The organism is Virgibacillus halotolerans (assembly GCF_016908515.1).
In the GTDB taxonomy this organism is placed as follows: domain Bacteria; phylum Bacillota; class Bacilli; order Bacillales; family Amphibacillaceae; genus Virgibacillus_M; species Virgibacillus_M halotolerans.
The window spans coordinates 36,129-54,397 of sequence record NZ_JAFBEA010000008.1 but is presented as its reverse complement, the minus strand read 5'-3'; the positions used below and the strand labels follow the sequence as shown (position 1 = coordinate 54,397).

Sequence of the window (18,269 nt, the reverse complement as noted above, 5' to 3'; positions counted from 1 at the left end):
TTTATTTTTAAGTGATGATTAAATAATCGGGCGCACTAATGGAATGAGAGTGCGCTCTTTTTAGAATCGGGTCATTTTATTAAATAACCTTTTCAAAGATAGTTTGATATTCATTTTAAATAGATGTAGTTTGTGAAGGAATGTACTAAAACGAATGTAACGAGGTTAGTTGTACAAACAATTATCGTATAATTAATCTGAATAGTGAGTTTCAAGGGAGGGATATAGTGATAATTAGAGAAATAATGGCATCAGATGCAGAGAAATTCGCCAAACTTACCCCACAAGTTGAGGCAAGTTCTGAATATATGCTATGGGAAGCAGGGGAAAGAAACGTTCAAGTCGAACAACAACTAAAGATGATAAAGCGTATTGAACAAAAAGAAAATTCCACTATACTTGTTGCTGAAAAAGATAACAACAAATTGGTGGGGTTCTTGATGGCTGTTGGGGGAAATGCGAAGAGAAATAAACATTCAGCTTATATTGTTATTGGAATTTTAAAGGATTATAGGGGAAAAGGAATAGGCACAAATTTATTTGAAGGTTTAGAACAATGGGCATTTAACCATAATATACATCGTTTAGAATTAACGGTAGTCACTAGAAATAAAGCAGGTTTATCGCTGTATAAAAAAATGGGTTTTGAAATTGAGGGAACAAAAAGACATTCTTTATTTATTGATGGTGAATTTGTTGATGAATACGACATGTCAAAGCTTTTATAATGGAAGCCCATTTTCTTAATTTTAACGGACAAGATAGTCTAATAAGCCAACAATAATATTTTTTTGAGGTGGAAAATGATATATCTGGAAACATCGAGATTGCGTTTACGCGACTGGAAAGAAACAGACTTATATCCATTTAGTCAATTAAATGCGGACGAAAAGGTTATGTTGTATTTCCCTAAAACCTTATCTTCTGGAGAAACAAATGCCTTCTATAAAACAATAATATCAGAAATTAAAGAATGTGGATTTGGGTTATATGCTGTAGAAGAAAAGAAAAATAAGGAGTTTATAGGGTTTATAGGATTTCATAGGGCAGCATTTGAGGCGGATTTTACTCCGTGTATAGAAATTGGATGGCGATTAAAAAAAGAGGCATGGGGAAAAGGTTATGCAACTGAGGGGGCGACAGCCTGTTTACAATATGGATTTACAGAATTAAATTTTAATGATGTTTATAGTTTTACAGTCTATACTAATAACCCTTCAAAAAACGTAATGAGAAAAATTGGTATGAACTTTATTAAAACCTTCGACCATCCGAAAGTTGAGCAAGTTAGTCCATTAAAAAGGCATGTTTTATTTCACATAAGTCAACAGTAAATCGGTTAATCTTTGTGATTATTCAAGAATAGGGTGTTTTAGTCGAGTGAAATATTAATTTATCGCAGTTTGGCGGGCAGTAAAACCCCGCCTTAAAATATAGGTAAATCGAAAATTTTAGGTGGGATAACTGCTTGGCAAGCCCGATTGGTTCAACTGACACTCGGTAGGGAAAAGAAAACTCCCACTGAATGAATTTTCACTTCATCGGGACAAATTGTTGAATATGTGATTTATAGATTTCTTGTGGGGGTTATTATGGTAAAAAAAAGCGTAAAATTCGGCTTGATATTTTTTGTATTACTGATAATTTGGAGATGGTTATTCAGTTCAGAAATTAACTGGTTAGATAGTATAGCTACTTCTTTTGCAGTCTTTATAGTTTATATTTTTATTGAATGGGCAAACAAACCATACGAATGGAATAAAGATAAAAAATAAATTAGAAATAAAAATTTGTCCGTAAATGGGCTAAAGAAGAAGGGAATATGTTTAAATCAGAAATAGCAAATAGAGTAGTATTATTAGTGTAATCTGAATTTATTAAGTTTAGTAGCAGTAATGACAATTATATATACAGTTTATCAATTGCTTAGAATTTTCAAGGAGAAAAAGAAATGATATGCAATAATCGGGCGCGTTAATCGAATAAATATGTGTCTTCCAGAAACGGGCCATTTTGCGGAACAAGGGTAATGTAGATTTAGGTGTGATACAGAAAGGAAGATGGAGAAGAAGTGATTAACTTACAATCTGGATTTGAATGTCGAGATTAGAAAGATGAAGCAAACCAAATTACATTTGATTTGCCAATTACAGATAAGAATAAATAAGTCATTCAGGGGGAGTTTTTATTGAAAAAAGTATTGTTTGTTTTGATTTCGTTGGTAGGGATGCTATTCTTGGCAGCCTGTGGTCATCAGGCCGATGTAACAGATTATGTAAAGGTATCTTTTTCTGGAATGGATGGCGCTGGTAGGGCTGAGTTCAGCGTGGCTGAGGACAAAATGTTTGAGGACATATTCGATATGGATTCAGATTCTTTCGATAAGGATACGCTGAAAGAAATGATGCAAATATCGGATGCCTATAAAACCAAAATGGATAAAGAGAAGAATCTATCCAATGGGGATAGAGTGAAGGTAACGGTATCCGTTGATGAAGATACAACGGATAAATTAAATGGCGGAGAAAAAGTATTCACCGTGAAAGATTTAGAAGAACCCAAGAAATTAACGTCACAGGATGTTGAAGACAAACTGGATGTTGAATTTGCTGGTGCAAACGGCAGAGGGGAAGCCATCACCATCAACAATCGTTTTGATTCTGGGCTTAGTGCGATTAATTTTAAAGTTGAAAATAACGGGAAGTTGAAAAACGGTGAAGATGCCAAGATTATTTTAGAAAATGACGATGTTAAGGATCACTTGCTTAGGTATGGCTATGTGCTGGCTGATGATTTTCAACCAACAGTCAAGGTGGAGGGTTTATATAATATTGCTGAAAAAGCAACCGATATTGCTAATTTAAAAGAAATCAAGAAAATGATAGAAAAAGACGCAAAAAAGCAGTACGACGAAGGAGTGTTCGCACGTTATAAAATCAAACAAGAAAAGTTGGTATATCGTCAATTTGGCAAGGATCCAGCAAGTGACGAGGATGATGATGACAATAGTGATAGTATAGGTACAAATGATGCCAGTGATCGTGACGGAAATTTGGTTGGCATTTACTCCGTTACTAAAACCGAAAAAGTAGCTGATGGTGAAGGTGAAATTACAGACGAGGTTACTAACTTTATAGCTATAAAAGGCTATTCAGATATTAGACTCGATGATAACAATAAGGCAGACCTATCAAATATGGATGAACTTTTCGGTCACTATGAACCGAAATATTCTCTGAAATCGACCATTAAAAAGTTTGAAACAGAAGGGTATAGCGAGGTGAAATAAGCGAAAACCTATTATACATTCCATTTTTATTATGGCTACACTTAACGATTTAACCTTTCTATGCAAAATTTTAATTAGTTTAGTAATTGGGCATCAAATCGAACAAGATGCCTGCATGTGTCCAAAATGCCTATTAATGCTTGGTTTGAATTCACATTAGGTGAAGCTTTTGTTCTTGCATCGTTTTGTGTTTTAATATTTGGCTTATATCCATTTATCTTAAGGTTATCTAATGAACAAGAACTTACTGGTAAACTTTTATCTAATATTGCAACAATCGGACCAGTTTGCCGCATAATTTATAAAAGTATGATTGTTTGGAGGGCATACTATATGTTTAGTTTTAAAACCTTTAAAAATAAGCGCTATTGGATTCTTTTGCCTCCTTTTGTGATTGCTATGTTTTTATTATATAATTTTGTTCCGAATAAGTATGTTCTAATCTTAGGACTCATATTAGTCGCCACGTTTTGGACTGCATACCATATTTGGAATTTTTATAGTGATAAAAAAAGCAACCCGGATAATGAATAAATGTCTTTAAGTAACGGGCGCTTTTGCGGAATAACAAACGTTATTTAATTATCGCGTCATATTGAGGAAGATTGGTTGTATCCAGATAAGAAGGAGAAGTGATCAAGATAGGACATCTTAAGAATAAAATATATTGGATACTATTGCCTTTTCCAATAATTATTGGAATATCTTTTATAGTATTTTTCCCTGAAAATGGATTTATCTATGCTTTTATAACAATGATTGTATTTTGGATTGTTTATTATTCGTGGACCTATATTGATAGAAAAAGTAACAAGAAAACATAGGAATAAAATAATGGAACTCGGATAGGGGGGAACGAATAGATGAACAAGAAATGGGAGATTGTTAACGATAGTATATTAATAATCGTGGGTATATCTCTTTTGATTATCTTAAAAGTTTTTTATCCTATTCAGTTTATTGATGGTGTATTTCTTGCTGTCACGGGGATGTTATTTGCAGTTATTGGCATTATTGGATTACTTGTAGATATTAGAATCGCTGAAAAACAAAGAGAAAAAGCCGTATGGTGGCAATTAAATTTGCCTGTGGTTTTGGGAATACTATTTATTAATTCTCGTCTATTCTATGCTACTTTCAATCTATCAGGGCATTATCCATCAGATTCGTATCACATAGTATCAATTAGTATTGGTATCGCTTTATGGATATTGGCTTTTAGTTATGACATTTTGAGGAAGTATAGAAGGTATTTAAAAGGTAAGCAAAACAAGAAGATTTGAGAGTATTAAGCAATACAAATGGGGATTTAACGGAATAAGCTATGTTAAAGAAGTTGAATCAATTTTAAAAGCTAAGGAAGGGGGGATAATATGAGCTTAGCTTTGGAAATTGCGCGTATTTCACTGCCTGTTGTAATAGTGGGTGGGATTGCAGTATTTGTAGTTTTAAGAATGAAAAATAAATATCAGAAAGGTACCCTTGGAAAGAAGAAATCAAAAGGTGCTCAAAATTTATTAGATAGTTTAATACCATTTGGAATGATGATTGGTTGTGCTGTTGCTGTACTCCTAAGCATATTATCCCCAATCCCCCTACTATCTACAATTGCTTGGGGACCTGGGATAGGATTATTATTTGGATATTTTGCTTATGAAATTTATAGCAAAAAAGGAGAAAGTTATTAGTAAATAGCTATCTTCCAGAAACGGGCCAGATTGTTGAACAATCGCTTTAAATTAAATTGTAAATACTAATTAAAATTAACGTTTTTAACGTTTATTTTTTTATGACTCTTGATTGATAATCATTTATTTGATATTATTAATGCTAATAAAATAACATGGTGCTGTTTTTACCCCCGGGTAAAAACAATAAAAAAGCATTGAGTCTCATTCCCGTTAGGGCCTATTTTTAGGAGGGGTGAGATTCAATGTTTTTTGTTTTTTTAAAGATCATTGTTATTTAGATAAACAAAAGGAGGTAAAATCATTGTTTGAATTCAGAGTCCTAAGTAATGAAGTTGTGAAACAGGTATTAAAAATGAATCAAGTGATTGATTTAGTTGAAACAGTTTACAAATCTAAAAGTGAGTGTAAAACGGAAACCTGGCCAACCATTTTTTATGACTTTGAACCGGGTAAGGCAGATATGGACATTAAATCAGGATACTTAAAGAGCGAAAAGTTGTTCGGACATAAGACCGTAACATGGTTTTCGGAAAATGAAGAAAAGGGCATTCCAACTTTAATGGGAACGATTTCCGTATTTAATGCTGAAACAGGGAAACCTCTAGGGGTAACGGATGCTTCATTCATAACAGGGATACGAACCGGAGCATCAGGTGCGATAGGAGCAAAATACTTAGCTAGAAAAAACTCTAGGCATCTCCTCGTTATTGGAATAGGAAACCAGGCAATTTTTCAAATCGCGGCTACATTAACTGCATTGCCCGATTTAAAAAGAGTTAGGATATGGGCACGAAATGAAAATAAACTAAAAAGCTTTTTCGGTAGTATATCTCAAAGACTGCTGGCTGAATTTGGAATAGATACAAAAGCAATTGTATTTGAAGAAGTTGAACATTTGGAGGATGCAGTCAAAAACAGTGACATCATTATCACCGCGACGTCTTCCAAAGTTCCATTACTAAAACATGAATGGGTGCAAAGAGGAACGCACATATCTTGCATAGGTGCTGATATGGTAGGGAAACAGGAAATAGAATCAGAAGTCATGTCGAAAGCGATCGTTTTTGTGGATGATAAGGAACATTGTATACAAGTGGGAGAAATTGAGTTACCTCTGAAGCAAGGCGTAATTACCGAAAGTAATATTGCTGGTGAGATAGGGGACGTACTCCTTGGAAAGGTTAAGGGAAGGTCCTCCGATGAACAAATAACTGTATTTGATTCAACGGGAATGGCGCTCTTAGATATCTATACAGCAAATATTGCATTAAAGGCTGCAGTTGAAAAAGATCTTGGTACAAAATCAGAAATTTAAAAGGTGGATGTAGACGATGAAGTTTAATTATAATCATGTTAAAGATGCTTATGAACGTATTGAAAAACACGTTAGAAAAACACCACTTGAAGAATCCTTTTACCTGGGAGATGAAAGTACGAAATACTTCTTTAAACTTGAATCTTTTCAAAGAGCAAAAAGCTTTAAAATACGTGGAGCATTAAACAAGATGATGACTTTAACTAAAGAGGAAATGAAGCATGGTGTTGCTGCAATTTCTTCCGGAAATCATGGGAGTTCAGTAAGCTATGCAGCTTCAATTCTTGGAATAACAAATGTAAATATTATTGTTCCTAAAACTACCCCCCAAAGCAAAATAGATAAAATTCGATATTTTGGTGGTGAGGTAATACTTTTAGGTGATAATTATGATGAAGCTCATTCGCTAGGGATGAATTATATTGAAGAACATAATTTAATATATATTGATGCTTACTATAACGATCCCCTTATTTATGGTGGTCAGGGTACAGTTGCAATTGAAATTCTCGAACAAAATAAAGACATTGATACCATTGTAGTGCCTATTGGAGGAGGAGGGTTAATTACAGGAATAGCTGTAGCAGCTAAATCTATAAAACCAGAAATTAAAGTCATAGGAGTGCAAACAGAAGCATGTCCTGCCATGATAAAATCGTATGAGGACAATACCTTTTATGAAGAATATCCAGGTGAGGAATCAATATGTGATGCTCTTGTTGGAGGGATTGGGAAGCTCAGCTATGAATTAGCAAAAGACTACGTCGATGACTTTATTGCTGTATCGGAAGAGTCTATTGCAAAAGCAGTAAGTTTCATGGCAAAAAAGGAGAAGTATATTGTGGAAGCTGGCAGCTGCACAACAGTAGCTGCTGTTATGAACTACAGAGAGCGAATTGGAGGGAAAAACGTTGCTCTTGTTTTATCCGGTGGTAATATTGATGGAGAAGTATTGACTCATATTTTATCAAAGTATTAATGGGATGTGTTCTTTGGCAGAACAAATTAAGTTACTCCATAGGGCGCTTTAATGAAGTAACTAAAGCCTAATTTCTCACTTATAACCCCGAGAAATTAGGCTTTTTATATTTGGATTTCCTTAACGCTGTAAATCCGCATTTTCCTGACGTTATCCCAATAAAGATTATTTATTTGCTGTCAGGACATTTGAATCAGGTTATTATTTGGTTTTTTTAAATTAGAGTCTATTGATTGGGCTAATAGAAATGCCTGGATCTCCTTGGGAATCGGCGACCAAACAAATTGGAATAAAGGATATGGACAGGAGATTCTTGAGTTGGGATTAGGTTTTGCATTTGAAGAATTGAATTTAAGTCGGGTTCAGTTAACTGTGTTTGATAGCAATAAGTGTGCTATTGCTGCTTATAAAAAATGTGGTTTTAAACACGAAGGTGGACATCGTGAATATCTTCAACGTGATGGGCAAACTGATGATATGCTCCTTTTTGGTATATTACGCCGCGAATGGGAAGCTGTCAAAAAATAAAAAGGCATAAATTCCGTATGACGATCTTCAACAAACGGGCGCGATTGTTTAATAAATATATGCCAAAATAGGGTCAGATTATGGAGCAATAACTTTAAAATAATTGAGTTTATAGGTAAAAATTTAGAAGAGTTTGTGAAGAAATATACTTAATGTAACGAGGGAAATAATCCATGAAGAGCAGCTCGGATTTATCATCGTTGCTCTTCATAGATTAACGATTCTGTGTCTTTATGGCATTATCACAAGCTATTCTTCGTCATTCTAAAAAAGAAATAGTAAAATATAAAGTTGCGTCGAATACAATAATTTTTGTTTTTTATTTTTTCCGAACAGGAATCCAAACTTCACTATAAGCGTAATCTTTTTTATGATCATCCATTTTAGTAAAAGAAAAAGCAGGGGCGTTAATTACTTCATAATCGGAAGAAGGTAGCCATTCTGAATATGTTTTCGCCATTGTTTCTTGTAACGTAGATGGAAATGGTCCTTTATTTGGAAATATTGCCCAAGTATAGGATTCGACTCGCACTTTTTCTAATAGATCACTTATTTCATTTTTAGTCGTTAATACACCTATCAAATGAGTTAAATCCCCTTCTTCTTTTAAGAAATTAGAGTCAGCATTATAAGAAGCATTAACAATCTCATAAGGCTCTATATTTTGAAGAGAATGCATTTCTTCTTTTTGTTCGCGCGTTATGCTTTCTGCAAGTTTTACAATTTCGTTATTAACACCCTCAAATTGCATAGACACACGTTTACTCACACCAACTAAATGAAATGCTGGTTTTTCTTCAATTCTAAATTCCATAGCAGTTCCTCCTTTTACAGTTATTACGAATGAAAGTTTAGGAGACGATTTGTTCACCCCTGTTTTTATTACATCTGAGGGTAAAAAACCACTCCATTTTTTAAATGCTCTAGTAAAGCCGTCCATTGACTGATAACCGTATTTAAAAGCTACATCTGTTACTTTTTTTCCATTCAATAAATCCTTATTTGCTTCCGACAATTTCCTGTTTTTTATATATTCACTTAGCGTCAATCCTGAAATATAAAAAAATATCTTTCTAAAGTGATAGTCGGAAACCCCAGCATATTCAGAAATTCCTTCAAGAGACAGGTCATCAGTTAAACGATCTTCAATATAGTCAATCACTTGGTTTAATTCTTTTAACATTACATCCCTCCTTTTCATAACTACATAATAGCAAAGCAGCTTTAAAAATACTCGACGTTTTGAATATGAAAAATATCGGATTGTTAAACCTTATTTAAACTAAATGGTGCGTTCGTTTAAGAAGACGCAGCATCTTAAGATGTTCCGCAATCGGGCGCGATAATGAAACAATACCCTGCGCCCTTATTACGTAATAAGATCATTTTGTTGAATGAATTGTGTTAAAATTGAATCAGGATATGATTATTTCTTAAGGAGGTTAATTTCATGGAATCGAAAAAGAGAGAGGATTGCTATAAAGCGAATAACGCTGAAGAATTGCTTTTCGCCTTAAAGAATAAAGAATCTTATATTATCATTCAGGATGACTTTAAAAAAGAATTTGAGAAAAATACACAACTGCCGCTAACGGAAACAGAAGAAATGGGATTTCAATTGGGATTCGGAGGTACGGCAGGCATTTGGAGCGAAATATATTTTCAAATAATTAATGCATCTAGTAAAGGAAGTAAACAACAAAAGAAAATTGACAGCAAGATCCGTAAATACAGCTTAAAAAAGTTGAATGAAAACGAGATTCTCTTGTACTTGCGCCAATTAGATTATTAAATTATCGGGCGTAATTATTGAAGATTAAAAGCCAAAGGCTACCCCCTTCAAAATGCGTAGGATTTAGTAGGGATTAGCCTTTGCAGTCTTGACCTTGATTTTCAATATATTTTTTAATAACCTTCAGTCAAACTCCCCTGTAGTTACAATCATATAGTTTCGATTCCAAAATACAGTTTGCAGTAATAAGGAAAAACATATTCACTATTTGTTAGCATTTCTCTTTTCATAATATCGAGTACCTAAGTAAATTATAAAAAATCCAACAAAACAACCAATTGCCACAGGAAGGGCTCTTTCAATATCTTTTGTAATCAAAAAGTTAACAATAAAAACAACAACACCTGCTATAAACGGCAAATGCCATCGACTAAATGCCCTGTAATTGCTTTTCATTTTTAATTACCACCTTCATAACGATATGGAGATACAGGTATGATCAAAAATTATCTCAATATCCTGAAGTTTCCTCTAATCAACCGGTAGATTGACCATTCAAGCATACGGTTTTAGGCTGAGCGGTCAGAATCTCCCTGACTTAAATATAGAATATAACAGCCAAATAAACATTAAAATAGCTACTCCAAAGCCAATTTCAATAGCAGGTATATCCCAAAGGAGAGATGATTGGCCACTCAAAGCGGAGCCGATGATAAGGCCGACCATAATGATACTAAATGAGAGTAAGACGATACTAAAAGATAACCGATTACTAATGCGATTCAGCTTATTTAAAAATACTTCTGCTTTATCAATCGATATCTCCACTGGTAGCTTTCCTTTTTTCAAGATAGACGTTACATCTTTAATATTCTGTGGTATATCTGTCAGAATTTCGCCGAATTCACTCCACTGATTAAAAAAGGTTTCTGCCAATTTTTTAGGTTGGTAACGTTCTTTGAGCAACTGACGGCCAAATGGTTCAGCCATTTTAACTATACTTAGGTCTGGATCTAGCTTTTCAACGATGCCTTCCATTGTAAGAAGCGTTTTTCCCAATAATGTCAGTTCTGATGGGAGCTGAATGTGATATTGATGTGCGATGGAAAACAGATCATTAACTGGTTCACCAATACTCACCTTGCTTAAAGGAATGTCATAATACTTTTCCCTCAGTTGATCCACATCTTCTCTCAGCAATTGAATATCAACATCGTCAGGTACTAAGCCCATTCGAGTAATCGCTTTTATAATGCCATCAGAACTTTGACGCATCAGTGCGATAACCAACGTACCAAAATGGCCTTTCATTTCCGGTGTTAACCGGCCAACCATGCCGAAATCCATAAAGAGAATTTTATTTCCTGGTAATGCCGAGATATTACTGGGGTGGGGGTCCCCATGAAAAAATCCTTCAATAAAAACCTGGTGAAAGACAGCGCGCGTAAATCGTTCAGCAACAACTTTCGTATCGTACCCTTTTTGATGAAGCTCCTCTATTTTATTCAGTTTTATCCCATCTACATATTCCATTGTTAAAACCTTTTTCGTTGAGTAATCTGAATAAACATCAGGGATACGAATATTTGGATCATCTGTAAACTGTCTCGCGATTTTATCTGCATTTCGTGCTTCCAAAGTATAATCCAGTTCAGCAAGGAGTGCTTTGGAAAATTCCTCAACAATCCCCTTGATCTGGTATCGGGCAGCCCATTTTAAACGAAACTCTGCTAATACCGCTAGCTGTTGCAGCACTTCCAAATCGGTTTTTATGACTTGTTCGATATTTGGACGTTGCACCTTAACCGCAACTTTTTCACCTGATTTTAAAACGGCATAATGGACTTGTCCAATGGAGGCCGAACCAAGTGGGACCTCATGAAACTCCTTAAAGAGTTCCTCTGTTGGGGTTCCAAGTTCTTGTTCGATAATTGCTTTCACATCTGGATAAGGATTAGGGGGCACCTGATCTTGAAGCTTCTCTAGCTCCTGAATGATATCTTCAGGAATGACATCAGACCGTGTACTTGCAAATTGTCCCATTTTAACGAATGTCGGACCCAATTCTTCCAAGAAAAACCGAATCCGTTCTCCAGTCGTTTTGTCACGACGACGCTTGGCAACCAATCGTTTAGGTAGCGGAATGAGTTCGTGAAGACCTAATTCCTTTACGATGTAGCCAAAACCATTTCTGGTAAAAGCAACTGCTATTTCTCGATAACGTTTAAGATGACGAATTCTTCTTTCAAAAATGGTTAACCCTCCTAAAAACACCACAACTACTAAAACCAAATTAAGGTATTCTCTATTTTAAAATTCGTTTCATATGCTGTATTTTTTAAATGAAGCAACGCGTTTGCCTTTGAAACTTGCGTTGTTATATATATTCTATTTTACCTGCGCCCTTTTGACAACTATTCATCACTTTAACAAGGCTACGATAATGAATCTAAAAAGGATATGTGATGCTGGGCAATGTTTGAGGATGTCCTCGTAATCACTCTTGAACACTTTTGAATGATTCAAGGTGTTTTTTATTTGGGAATAATCTTTTGGTCGTTCCGCTTTCACTTATTTTTAAAACAAATTCAATAAATACCAACCACGATTTATTGTAGATTTTATGACAATGTTTATTGAACACTTTGTGACGAAAATCACAATCGATTGTTTTTAAGTTTGGATGGTATTAATATAATGATTGGATTTTGATATGAACAAAGAATAATACCTATTATATTCTGCTAAGAAGCTTTTGGATAAATAGAAGGGGGTACCTTAATGAAGATGAAATGGACTTTTTTAACTTTGATTATTACTATTACGACAATGCTTACTGGTTGTGAGTCATTAATGGTTTTGAATCCTAAAGGTCCTCAAGCTGAAACAACAGCGAATGTCATTTGGATATCGATTGCTACGATGGCGTTCATTGTAATTGTGGTTTTCGGCCTTTTGGTATTTATGTTAGTAAAATATCGTGCATCGAAACAAAAGGAAGATTATGAACCACCGCATATTGAAGGGAATCCACTGGTAGAAACAATTATTGTTGCAGTACCGGTACTAATTATTGTTTTCCTTTCTATTGTTACGGTTAAATCTACTTATGATGTAGAGGCGACACCGAAAGGATTAGAGGATCAAGAACCAATGATTATTTATGCCTCCTCATCCGACTGGAAGTGGCACTTTAGTTATCCGGAAGAAGATATTGAGACGGTTAACTATTTGTATATCCCTACAGATCGGCCGATAGAGTTCAAACTGTATTCATACGGACCAATTACGAGTTTCTGGATTCCGCAACTTGGAGGACAAAAATACGCGATGTCAGACATGGTAACAACATTACACCTCGCGGCTGATGTTCCGGGTGAGTATATGGGACGAAATGCAAACTTTAGTGGGAAAGGATTCGCAGAGAATATATTTGATGTAAAAGCAATGCCTCAAGAAGAATTTGATGAGTGGGTTACAGATGTGAAGCAAACTGCTAAGCCACTTACGGAAGAAAAGTTTGATGAATTATTAGAACCCGGGCATCTTGGACATTTAACATTTAGTGGTACGCATTTATCATTCCGACCTGCTCCAGAGGGAGAACATGGTGGACACGATCATGGATCTGACGATACCGACGAGGATTCTAAGCATATGGATGATGAACACCATCACGATATGGATGATTCTCATGAAAAGTCAAACGAAATAGATTCAACACATAGCGACCATCATTAATAGATTTATTACTAACTAGTTTTTATCGCAGTTTGGCGGGCAGTAAAACCCCCACCTCAAAAATATAGGGAAATTGAAAATTTTAGGTGGGGGATAACTGCCCGCACAAGCCCTGCAAGCAGGGAACAAAGACTAAAATCACCACTTCCAGTGGCAACGTCTTTGAAACCCACGTCGTGTGGGCCTCAACTAAGATTCAGTGGGAGAAAAGAAAACTCCCACTGAATGAAGTTTCACCTTATAGATGTTCTTCCTGAAAGGAGTTAAAAAGTATGAATTACTTTGATCGATTTGCCATTCCGAATCCAAGTCCTGCGATTTACGCAGCGATGGTTGCCATTGGTCTAACGGTTATTGCAATTGTCGTTGGTTTAACATATTTTAAAAAATGGGGATATATATGGCGTGAATGGTTGACCACCGTTGACCATAAACGAATCGGTATTATGTATTTGGTCTCCGCTTTGCTCATGCTATTCCGTGGGGGAGTGGACGCACTTATGATGCGGGCACAAACCGCCATACCTGATAACGCGCTGCTAGATGCGCAGCATTACAATGAAGTTTTTACTACCCATGGGGTGGTTATGATCATTTTTATGGCGATGCCGTTTATTTACGCCTTAATGAACTTTGTTGTTCCATTACAAATTGGCGCTCGTGACGTTGCTTTTCCACGTCTGAATGCACTCAGTTTCTGGTTATTCTTTATGGGGGCAATGTTACTAAACATTTCTTTCGTAGTCGGGGGTTCTCCTGATGCAGGTTGGACTTCTTATTTCCCGCTCGCAGGGAATGACTTTAGCCAATCTGTAGGAACGAACTATTATATGCTATCGATACAGATTGCAGGTATTGGTACCTTAATATCTGGCATTAACTTTATCACGACCATATTAAAAATGAGAGCGCCTGGTATGAAATTAATGAAAATGCCAATGTTCACATGGACTGCTTTTATCACGAATGCGATTGTTGTATTCGCATTTCCAGTACTCACAGTTACCCTGTTAATGGGTACCATGGACCGGCTTTTCGGCGCAAACTTCTTTACAACAACAAATGGCGGTATGGATATGCTCTGGGCCAACCTATTCTGGATTTGGGGCCATCCGGAAGTATATATTCTAATTTTGCCGGCATTTGGTATTTATAGTGAGATAATCTCTACATTCTCCCGTCGTAACCTATATGGTTATAAATCAATGGTTGCTTCCATCGTAATCATTTCATTTTTGTCATTCCTGGTTTGGACACACCATTTCTTTACAATGGGGCAAGGGCCACTGACAAATAGTATCTTTGCTATTACAACGATGGCGATTGCAGTTCCGACTGGAATTAAGATCTTTAACTGGCTGTTTACGATGTGGAAAGGGAAAATTAAATTTACGGTTCCGATGCTATATGCAGTAGGATTCATCCCGATCTTTACAATCGGTGGTGTTACCGGGGTAATGCTTGGTATGGCAAGTGCCGACTATCAATATCATAATACGATGTTCTTGGTTGCCCACTTCCACTATACAATTATTCCTGGTGTGGTATTTGCGATGCTCGCCGGTCTTACTTACTGGTGGCCGAAAATGTTTGGCTTTAAGCTCAGTGAAAGAATTGGGAAATGGGCATTCTGGTTTATCGCTATAGGCTTTAACGTAACGTTCTTCCCGATGTTCTTTACTGGTTTAAACGGGCAAGCACGCCGTATGTACACATACTCTGAAGCATCTGGGTTTGGCCCGCTTAATTTGCTTTCCTTTGGGGGAGCACTGGTACTTGCAGCTGGGTTTGCTTTAATTGTATATAATGTCTATTACAGCACGCGTTATGCTTCCAGAAACATCGGTTCAGATCCGTGGGACGCACGTACACTGGAATGGGCTACACACAGCCCTGTGCCGTCATATAACTTTGCGACATCACCAAAGGTCGATTCCATTGAAGCATTCTGGGACCATAAGAAAAATGATTATCCGTTATTTAAAGGTGAAGTTGAAGAAATTCATATGCCAAATAACAGTGGTATACCATTTATCATGAGTTGTATTTTCTTTGTATGGGGATTCTCATTTGTATTCAGTATGTGGATTCCAGCAATCATTACAACCATTGCTATATTTGTTCTTATGGCTTACCGTTCATTTGAGAAAGACGACGGTCACCATATTTCCGTTAAAGAAATTGAGGAAACAGAAAATAAATTGCGAGGTGGTAACAAATGAAAACAGATCACTCGCTTCCATTAGAATATAGTACAGAACAAAATCAGCTTAATATTTTAGGCTTTTGGATTTTCATCGGGGCAGAAATTATGTTGTTCGCAACACTTTTCGCAACTTATTTTACGCTAGCGAATCGTACGGGAACTGGGCCAGCTGGATCAGAGATTTTTGAAATCACTCCTGTGCTCATTGAAACATTCTTACTGTTAACAAGTAGCTTTACCATCGGTTTAGCTGTCCACGCGATGCGGATTGGTAAAAAGAATGCCATGTTGACATTCTTTGTGATTACGTTACTGCTTGGGCTTGGATTCCTAGGTGTGGAAATATATGAGTTTACGCATTATGTTCATATTGGGGCAGGACTGCAAACAAGTGCATTCACAGCGGTTCTATTAACAACATTAGGAACACACGGAGCGCACGTTACACTTGGTTTATTCTGGGGATTATTTATCATCCTGCAAGTGAAAAAACGCGGTTTAACTCCAGGAACAGCGAATAAAGCATTTATCTTTTCACTTTACTGGCATTTCTTAGATATTGTTTGGATCTTTATTTTCAGCTTTGTCTATTTGAAAGGAATGATGTAAAATGAGTGAATTATTCCCACGTAAACAGGTAATGAGTTTTGTATTTTCATTGATTCTTACGGGCGTTGCGCTTACTGTTTATTTCTTGGATATGTCATTTGCAATAGGTATGACAATTCTCTTGATAACAGCATTCGTGCAAGCTTCCGTTCAACTCGCTGTATTTATGCACGCGGGTGAAACGAAGGATAAAGGTTCGATTTATCTCAACATCTATTATGCATTTGCTATTGCCATAGTTACCGTCTTGGGTACACTACTTATCATGATTTGGGATATGTAATTTAAAATGAGCGCCAATTTAGGCGCTCATTTTTTCATGTTCAATATTAATTTAAGTTTTCTTTTATGGGTCAAGTCTAACCCTTTGATTCGCTTTTTCTTGCATTTCTTCAGTCGCAACGAAGAAAACGCCCATTAGAAAGATAAAAACTGCTCCCATAACCGTACCGATTCCAATACCTGTCACTGAGCCGTAATTGCTTACAAAGAAACCGTATAAGAAAATAGCAACCCCAAGTGCAAGTATGGTACTACCAATATACTTCACAGCATTTAGTATCTTCGTTTTAGATTCCATTGTTTCCATCTCCTTTATCGCAGTTTGGCGGGCAGTAAACCCCCCACCTCAAAAAGTAGGGACATCGTAAATTTCAGGTGGGGGTAACTGCCCGCACAAGCCCGATTGGTTTAACTAACATTTAGTGGGAGAAAAGAAAACTCCCACTAAATGAAGTTTCACTATATATATTATTCACTTTGTTCACAAATTTGTCAAATGTTTAATGTGGGATTTACTGAAGGCGAATCCTCCTTTAAGTGCTCCTTTTTGCATATATGTTTACAATTGCCTTAAAATAGGGTTACTAAACGTTCTTCTTATGGGGAGCAATTAGGAGAGAGTGAAACTTTCTAAGGTATAAGGCGGCTTGGTGAACACCAGCTTTCTAAAAAGGGGCTTTTACAAATGGAACAAGGTGCTTTCAGCAAGACTAAACAAATTATCATCAGACTGATTTCTGCGGTAATCGGCGGCGCACTTTTCATGTTACTTCATATTCCCGTTCCTTGGCTGCTCGGACCGATGGTTTGCATGGCGATTGGGACGAATATCATGAAGCGTGATTTTGTTTGGCCCAGAGCTATTCGCAATTCGGGCATGATGATTATCGGTTATACGATCGGCTTATCAATGACCTCGTCCGCATTGCATGAAATGGCACTGCAATTACCTTCGATGTTATTAATGACTTTACTGCTTCTACTCTTTTGCGCTGGTGTTGCTTATATTGTTTCGAAGCTTTCAGATAGTGATTACAGTACGTCATTATTAGCGAGTATTCCTGGTGGGCTGACGCAAGTGATTACGTTGGCGGAGGAAACGAAAGGAATTAACCTTGCTGTGGTAACTGTTACACAGGTTACCCGTCTTATGATCATTATTATCATTACCCCATTGATTGTAATGATGCCGATATTTGGACCAAGCACAGCAGAAAATTCAACTGCAACTACGATCCCAGCTTCAGCATCTGTTGGTTTGTTTCCTAATTTGATTATTTTTGCTGTGATCGGTATCGTATTAGCGCTTGTTGGAGCCAAAGTAAACTTTCCAACAGCATTTTTATTGGGACCAGCTATTGGAACAGTTATCCTACAATTATTCGGTATGGAAGGGCCACAGCTACCATCATTACTGATCAATATGGCACAATTAATGATTGGTACGCATGTAGGATTAATGCTAAAAACCGATCAAATATCCAGGAAAATGAGGACGATTGGTCTAGCGATCGGAAGCGGGATTATGCTTGTGATTGGTGGCATTTTACTGAGCATTTTATTGACAAAGCTCCAACCCATATCCAGAGCAACAGGTTTGTTAAGTTTGGCCCCAGGAGGGATGGATCAAATGGGGATTATCGCCCATGAGATCCATGCGAATCTATCGATTGTATCAGGCTACCAGCTATTTCGGACCTTCTTTATTTATTTCGCGGTACCACCTTTATTGAAATTGATTTTTAAATCGATGAATCGAAAGAAAGCAAAACAGCGAAAACAATATCTCAGTTACCATGAAGGAAGATAATGATATATTATTAGCATAGCTGGTGCCGTTAGGAGGAAAGGGTATTTCAACGGAATGATGAAGCAGTCCGATTACGTATTGATCATG

At 36.5% G+C, this 18,269-nt stretch carries 19 protein-coding genes; 15 read left to right on the top strand and 4 right to left on the bottom strand.

Annotation, left to right across the window (positions count from 1 at the left end; genetic code table 11):
• The first annotated feature begins 227 nt into the window (after nt 1-227).
• The 9 genes from JOC34_RS16565 (at nt 228) to JOC34_RS16525 (ending at nt 7,802) form a co-directional block, all read left to right on the top strand.
• A complete protein-coding gene (locus tag JOC34_RS16565; protein ID WP_205137890.1) occupies nt 228-728 on the top strand; it encodes a GNAT family N-acetyltransferase in 501 nt (166 codons plus the stop codon).
• Nucleotides 729-803: 75 nt separating this feature from the next.
• Entirely contained in the window at nt 804-1,334 is a 531-nt protein-coding gene (locus tag JOC34_RS16560; RefSeq protein WP_205137889.1) for a GNAT family N-acetyltransferase, read from the top strand.
• A gap of 854 nt (nt 1,335-2,188) precedes the next feature.
• A complete protein-coding gene (locus JOC34_RS16555) occupies nt 2,189-3,289 on the top strand; it encodes a hypothetical protein (protein WP_205137888.1) in 1,101 nt (366 codons plus the stop codon).
• A gap of 117 nt (nt 3,290-3,406) precedes the next feature.
• Nucleotides 3,407-3,823, top strand: a complete 417-nt coding sequence (locus JOC34_RS21850; protein ID WP_239544522.1) for a hypothetical protein — start codon at nt 3,407-3,409, stop codon at nt 3,821-3,823.
• 329 nt (nt 3,824-4,152) lie between these two features.
• Nucleotides 4,153-4,572, top strand: a complete 420-nt coding sequence (locus tag JOC34_RS16545; RefSeq protein WP_205137887.1) for a hypothetical protein — start codon at nt 4,153-4,155, stop codon at nt 4,570-4,572.
• A gap of 90 nt (nt 4,573-4,662) precedes the next feature.
• A complete protein-coding gene (locus JOC34_RS16540; protein ID WP_205137886.1) occupies nt 4,663-4,977 on the top strand; it encodes a hypothetical protein in 315 nt (104 codons plus the stop codon).
• Nucleotides 4,978-5,281: 304 nt separating this feature from the next.
• Nucleotides 5,282-6,295 (top strand): ornithine cyclodeaminase family protein, encoded by a 1,014-nt coding sequence (locus JOC34_RS16535; RefSeq protein WP_205137885.1) that lies wholly within the window; start codon nt 5,282-5,284, stop codon nt 6,293-6,295.
• Nucleotides 6,296-6,311: 16 nt separating this feature from the next.
• The gene (locus JOC34_RS16530; RefSeq protein WP_205137884.1) at nt 6,312-7,274 is read left to right on the top strand and encodes a threonine ammonia-lyase; all 963 of its coding nucleotides are present in this window, start codon (nt 6,312-6,314) and stop codon (nt 7,272-7,274) included.
• 192 nt (nt 7,275-7,466) lie between these two features.
• On the top strand, nt 7,467-7,802 hold the full coding sequence (locus tag JOC34_RS16525; protein ID WP_205138008.1) for a GNAT family N-acetyltransferase: 336 nt from the start codon (nt 7,467-7,469) through the stop codon (nt 7,800-7,802).
• A 319-nt stretch (nt 7,803-8,121) separates the two neighbouring features.
• Here JOC34_RS16525 and JOC34_RS16520 read toward each other — a convergent pair whose 3' ends face one another.
• Nucleotides 8,122-8,985, bottom strand: a complete 864-nt coding sequence (locus JOC34_RS16520) for an AraC family transcriptional regulator (protein WP_205137883.1) — start codon at nt 8,983-8,985, stop codon at nt 8,122-8,124.
• Between the two features lie 267 nt (nt 8,986-9,252).
• On the opposite strand from JOC34_RS16520, the gene JOC34_RS16515 reads away from it, so the two are divergent.
• Entirely contained in the window at nt 9,253-9,594 is a 342-nt protein-coding gene (locus JOC34_RS16515) for a hypothetical protein (protein ID WP_205137882.1), read from the top strand.
• 204 nt (nt 9,595-9,798) lie between these two features.
• Here the strand turns inward: JOC34_RS16515 and JOC34_RS16510 are convergent, their stop codons facing one another.
• Together JOC34_RS16510 and JOC34_RS16505 are read right to left on the bottom strand one after the other, a co-directional pair.
• Nucleotides 9,799-9,990, bottom strand: coding sequence for a hypothetical protein (locus JOC34_RS16510; RefSeq protein ID WP_205137881.1), 192 nt, complete (start codon nt 9,988-9,990; stop codon nt 9,799-9,801).
• Between the two features lie 126 nt (nt 9,991-10,116).
• Nucleotides 10,117-11,787: an AarF/UbiB family protein gene (locus tag JOC34_RS16505; protein ID WP_205138007.1), complete on the bottom strand. Its 1,671-nt coding sequence runs from the start codon at nt 11,785-11,787 to the stop codon at nt 10,117-10,119.
• Between the two features lie 528 nt (nt 11,788-12,315).
• Between JOC34_RS16505 and qoxA the strand changes: the two genes are divergently transcribed.
• From qoxA to qoxD, 4 genes are all read left to right on the top strand, one after another.
• On the top strand, nt 12,316-13,275 hold the full coding sequence (gene qoxA / locus JOC34_RS16500) for a cytochrome aa3 quinol oxidase subunit II (RefSeq protein ID WP_205137880.1): 960 nt from the start codon (nt 12,316-12,318) through the stop codon (nt 13,273-13,275).
• 272 nt (nt 13,276-13,547) lie between these two features.
• Nucleotides 13,548-15,497, top strand: coding sequence for a cytochrome aa3 quinol oxidase subunit I (gene qoxB, locus JOC34_RS16495; RefSeq protein ID WP_205137879.1), 1,950 nt, complete (start codon nt 13,548-13,550; stop codon nt 15,495-15,497).
• Complete coding sequence (qoxC, locus tag JOC34_RS16490; RefSeq protein WP_205137878.1) at nt 15,494-16,090, top strand: cytochrome aa3 quinol oxidase subunit III; 597 nt, start codon at nt 15,494-15,496, stop codon at nt 16,088-16,090. The genes qoxB and qoxC overlap by 4 nt, the downstream gene beginning before the upstream one ends.
• A gap of 1 nt (nt 16,091) precedes the next feature.
• Nucleotides 16,092-16,373 (top strand): cytochrome aa3 quinol oxidase subunit IV, encoded by a 282-nt coding sequence (gene qoxD / locus JOC34_RS16485; RefSeq protein WP_205137877.1) that lies wholly within the window; start codon nt 16,092-16,094, stop codon nt 16,371-16,373.
• A 63-nt stretch (nt 16,374-16,436) separates the two neighbouring features.
• Here qoxD and JOC34_RS16480 read toward each other — a convergent pair whose 3' ends face one another.
• Nucleotides 16,437-16,670, bottom strand: coding sequence for a hypothetical protein (locus JOC34_RS16480; protein WP_205137876.1), 234 nt, complete (start codon nt 16,668-16,670; stop codon nt 16,437-16,439).
• Between the two features lie 387 nt (nt 16,671-17,057).
• Here JOC34_RS16480 and JOC34_RS16475 point away from each other — a divergent pair, with 387 nt between their 5' ends.
• Entirely contained in the window at nt 17,058-18,182 is a 1,125-nt protein-coding gene (locus JOC34_RS16475) for an AbrB family transcriptional regulator (RefSeq protein ID WP_205137875.1), read from the top strand.
• Nucleotides 18,183-18,269: the final 87 nt, after the last annotated feature.

Excerpts from the sequence above, each read along its gene's own strand:
- JOC34_RS16520 (WP_205137883.1), bottom strand. The coding sequence starts at position 8,985 with ATGTTAAAAGAATTAAACCAAGTGATTGACTATATTGAAGATCGTTTA.
- JOC34_RS16510 (WP_205137881.1), bottom strand. The coding sequence starts at position 9,990 with ATGAAAAGCAATTACAGGGCATTTAGTCGATGGCATTTGCCGTTTATA.
- JOC34_RS16515 (WP_205137882.1), top strand. The coding sequence starts at position 9,253 with ATGGAATCGAAAAAGAGAGAGGATTGCTATAAAGCGAATAACGCTGAA.
- qoxC (WP_205137878.1), top strand. The coding sequence starts at position 15,494 with ATGAAAACAGATCACTCGCTTCCATTAGAATATAGTACAGAACAAAAT.
- JOC34_RS16475 (WP_205137875.1), top strand. The coding sequence starts at position 17,058 with ATGGAACAAGGTGCTTTCAGCAAGACTAAACAAATTATCATCAGACTG.
- JOC34_RS16530 (WP_205137884.1), top strand. The coding sequence starts at position 6,312 with ATGAAGTTTAATTATAATCATGTTAAAGATGCTTATGAACGTATTGAA.
- JOC34_RS16540 (WP_205137886.1), top strand. The coding sequence starts at position 4,663 with ATGAGCTTAGCTTTGGAAATTGCGCGTATTTCACTGCCTGTTGTAATA.
- qoxB (WP_205137879.1), top strand. The coding sequence starts at position 13,548 with ATGAATTACTTTGATCGATTTGCCATTCCGAATCCAAGTCCTGCGATT.
- qoxA (WP_205137880.1), top strand. The coding sequence starts at position 12,316 with ATGAAGATGAAATGGACTTTTTTAACTTTGATTATTACTATTACGACA.
- JOC34_RS16480 (WP_205137876.1), bottom strand. The coding sequence starts at position 16,670 with ATGGAATCTAAAACGAAGATACTAAATGCTGTGAAGTATATTGGTAGT.
- qoxD (WP_205137877.1), top strand. The coding sequence starts at position 16,092 with ATGAGTGAATTATTCCCACGTAAACAGGTAATGAGTTTTGTATTTTCA.
- JOC34_RS16545 (WP_205137887.1), top strand. The coding sequence starts at position 4,153 with ATGAACAAGAAATGGGAGATTGTTAACGATAGTATATTAATAATCGTG.
- JOC34_RS16560 (WP_205137889.1), top strand. The coding sequence starts at position 804 with ATGATATATCTGGAAACATCGAGATTGCGTTTACGCGACTGGAAAGAA.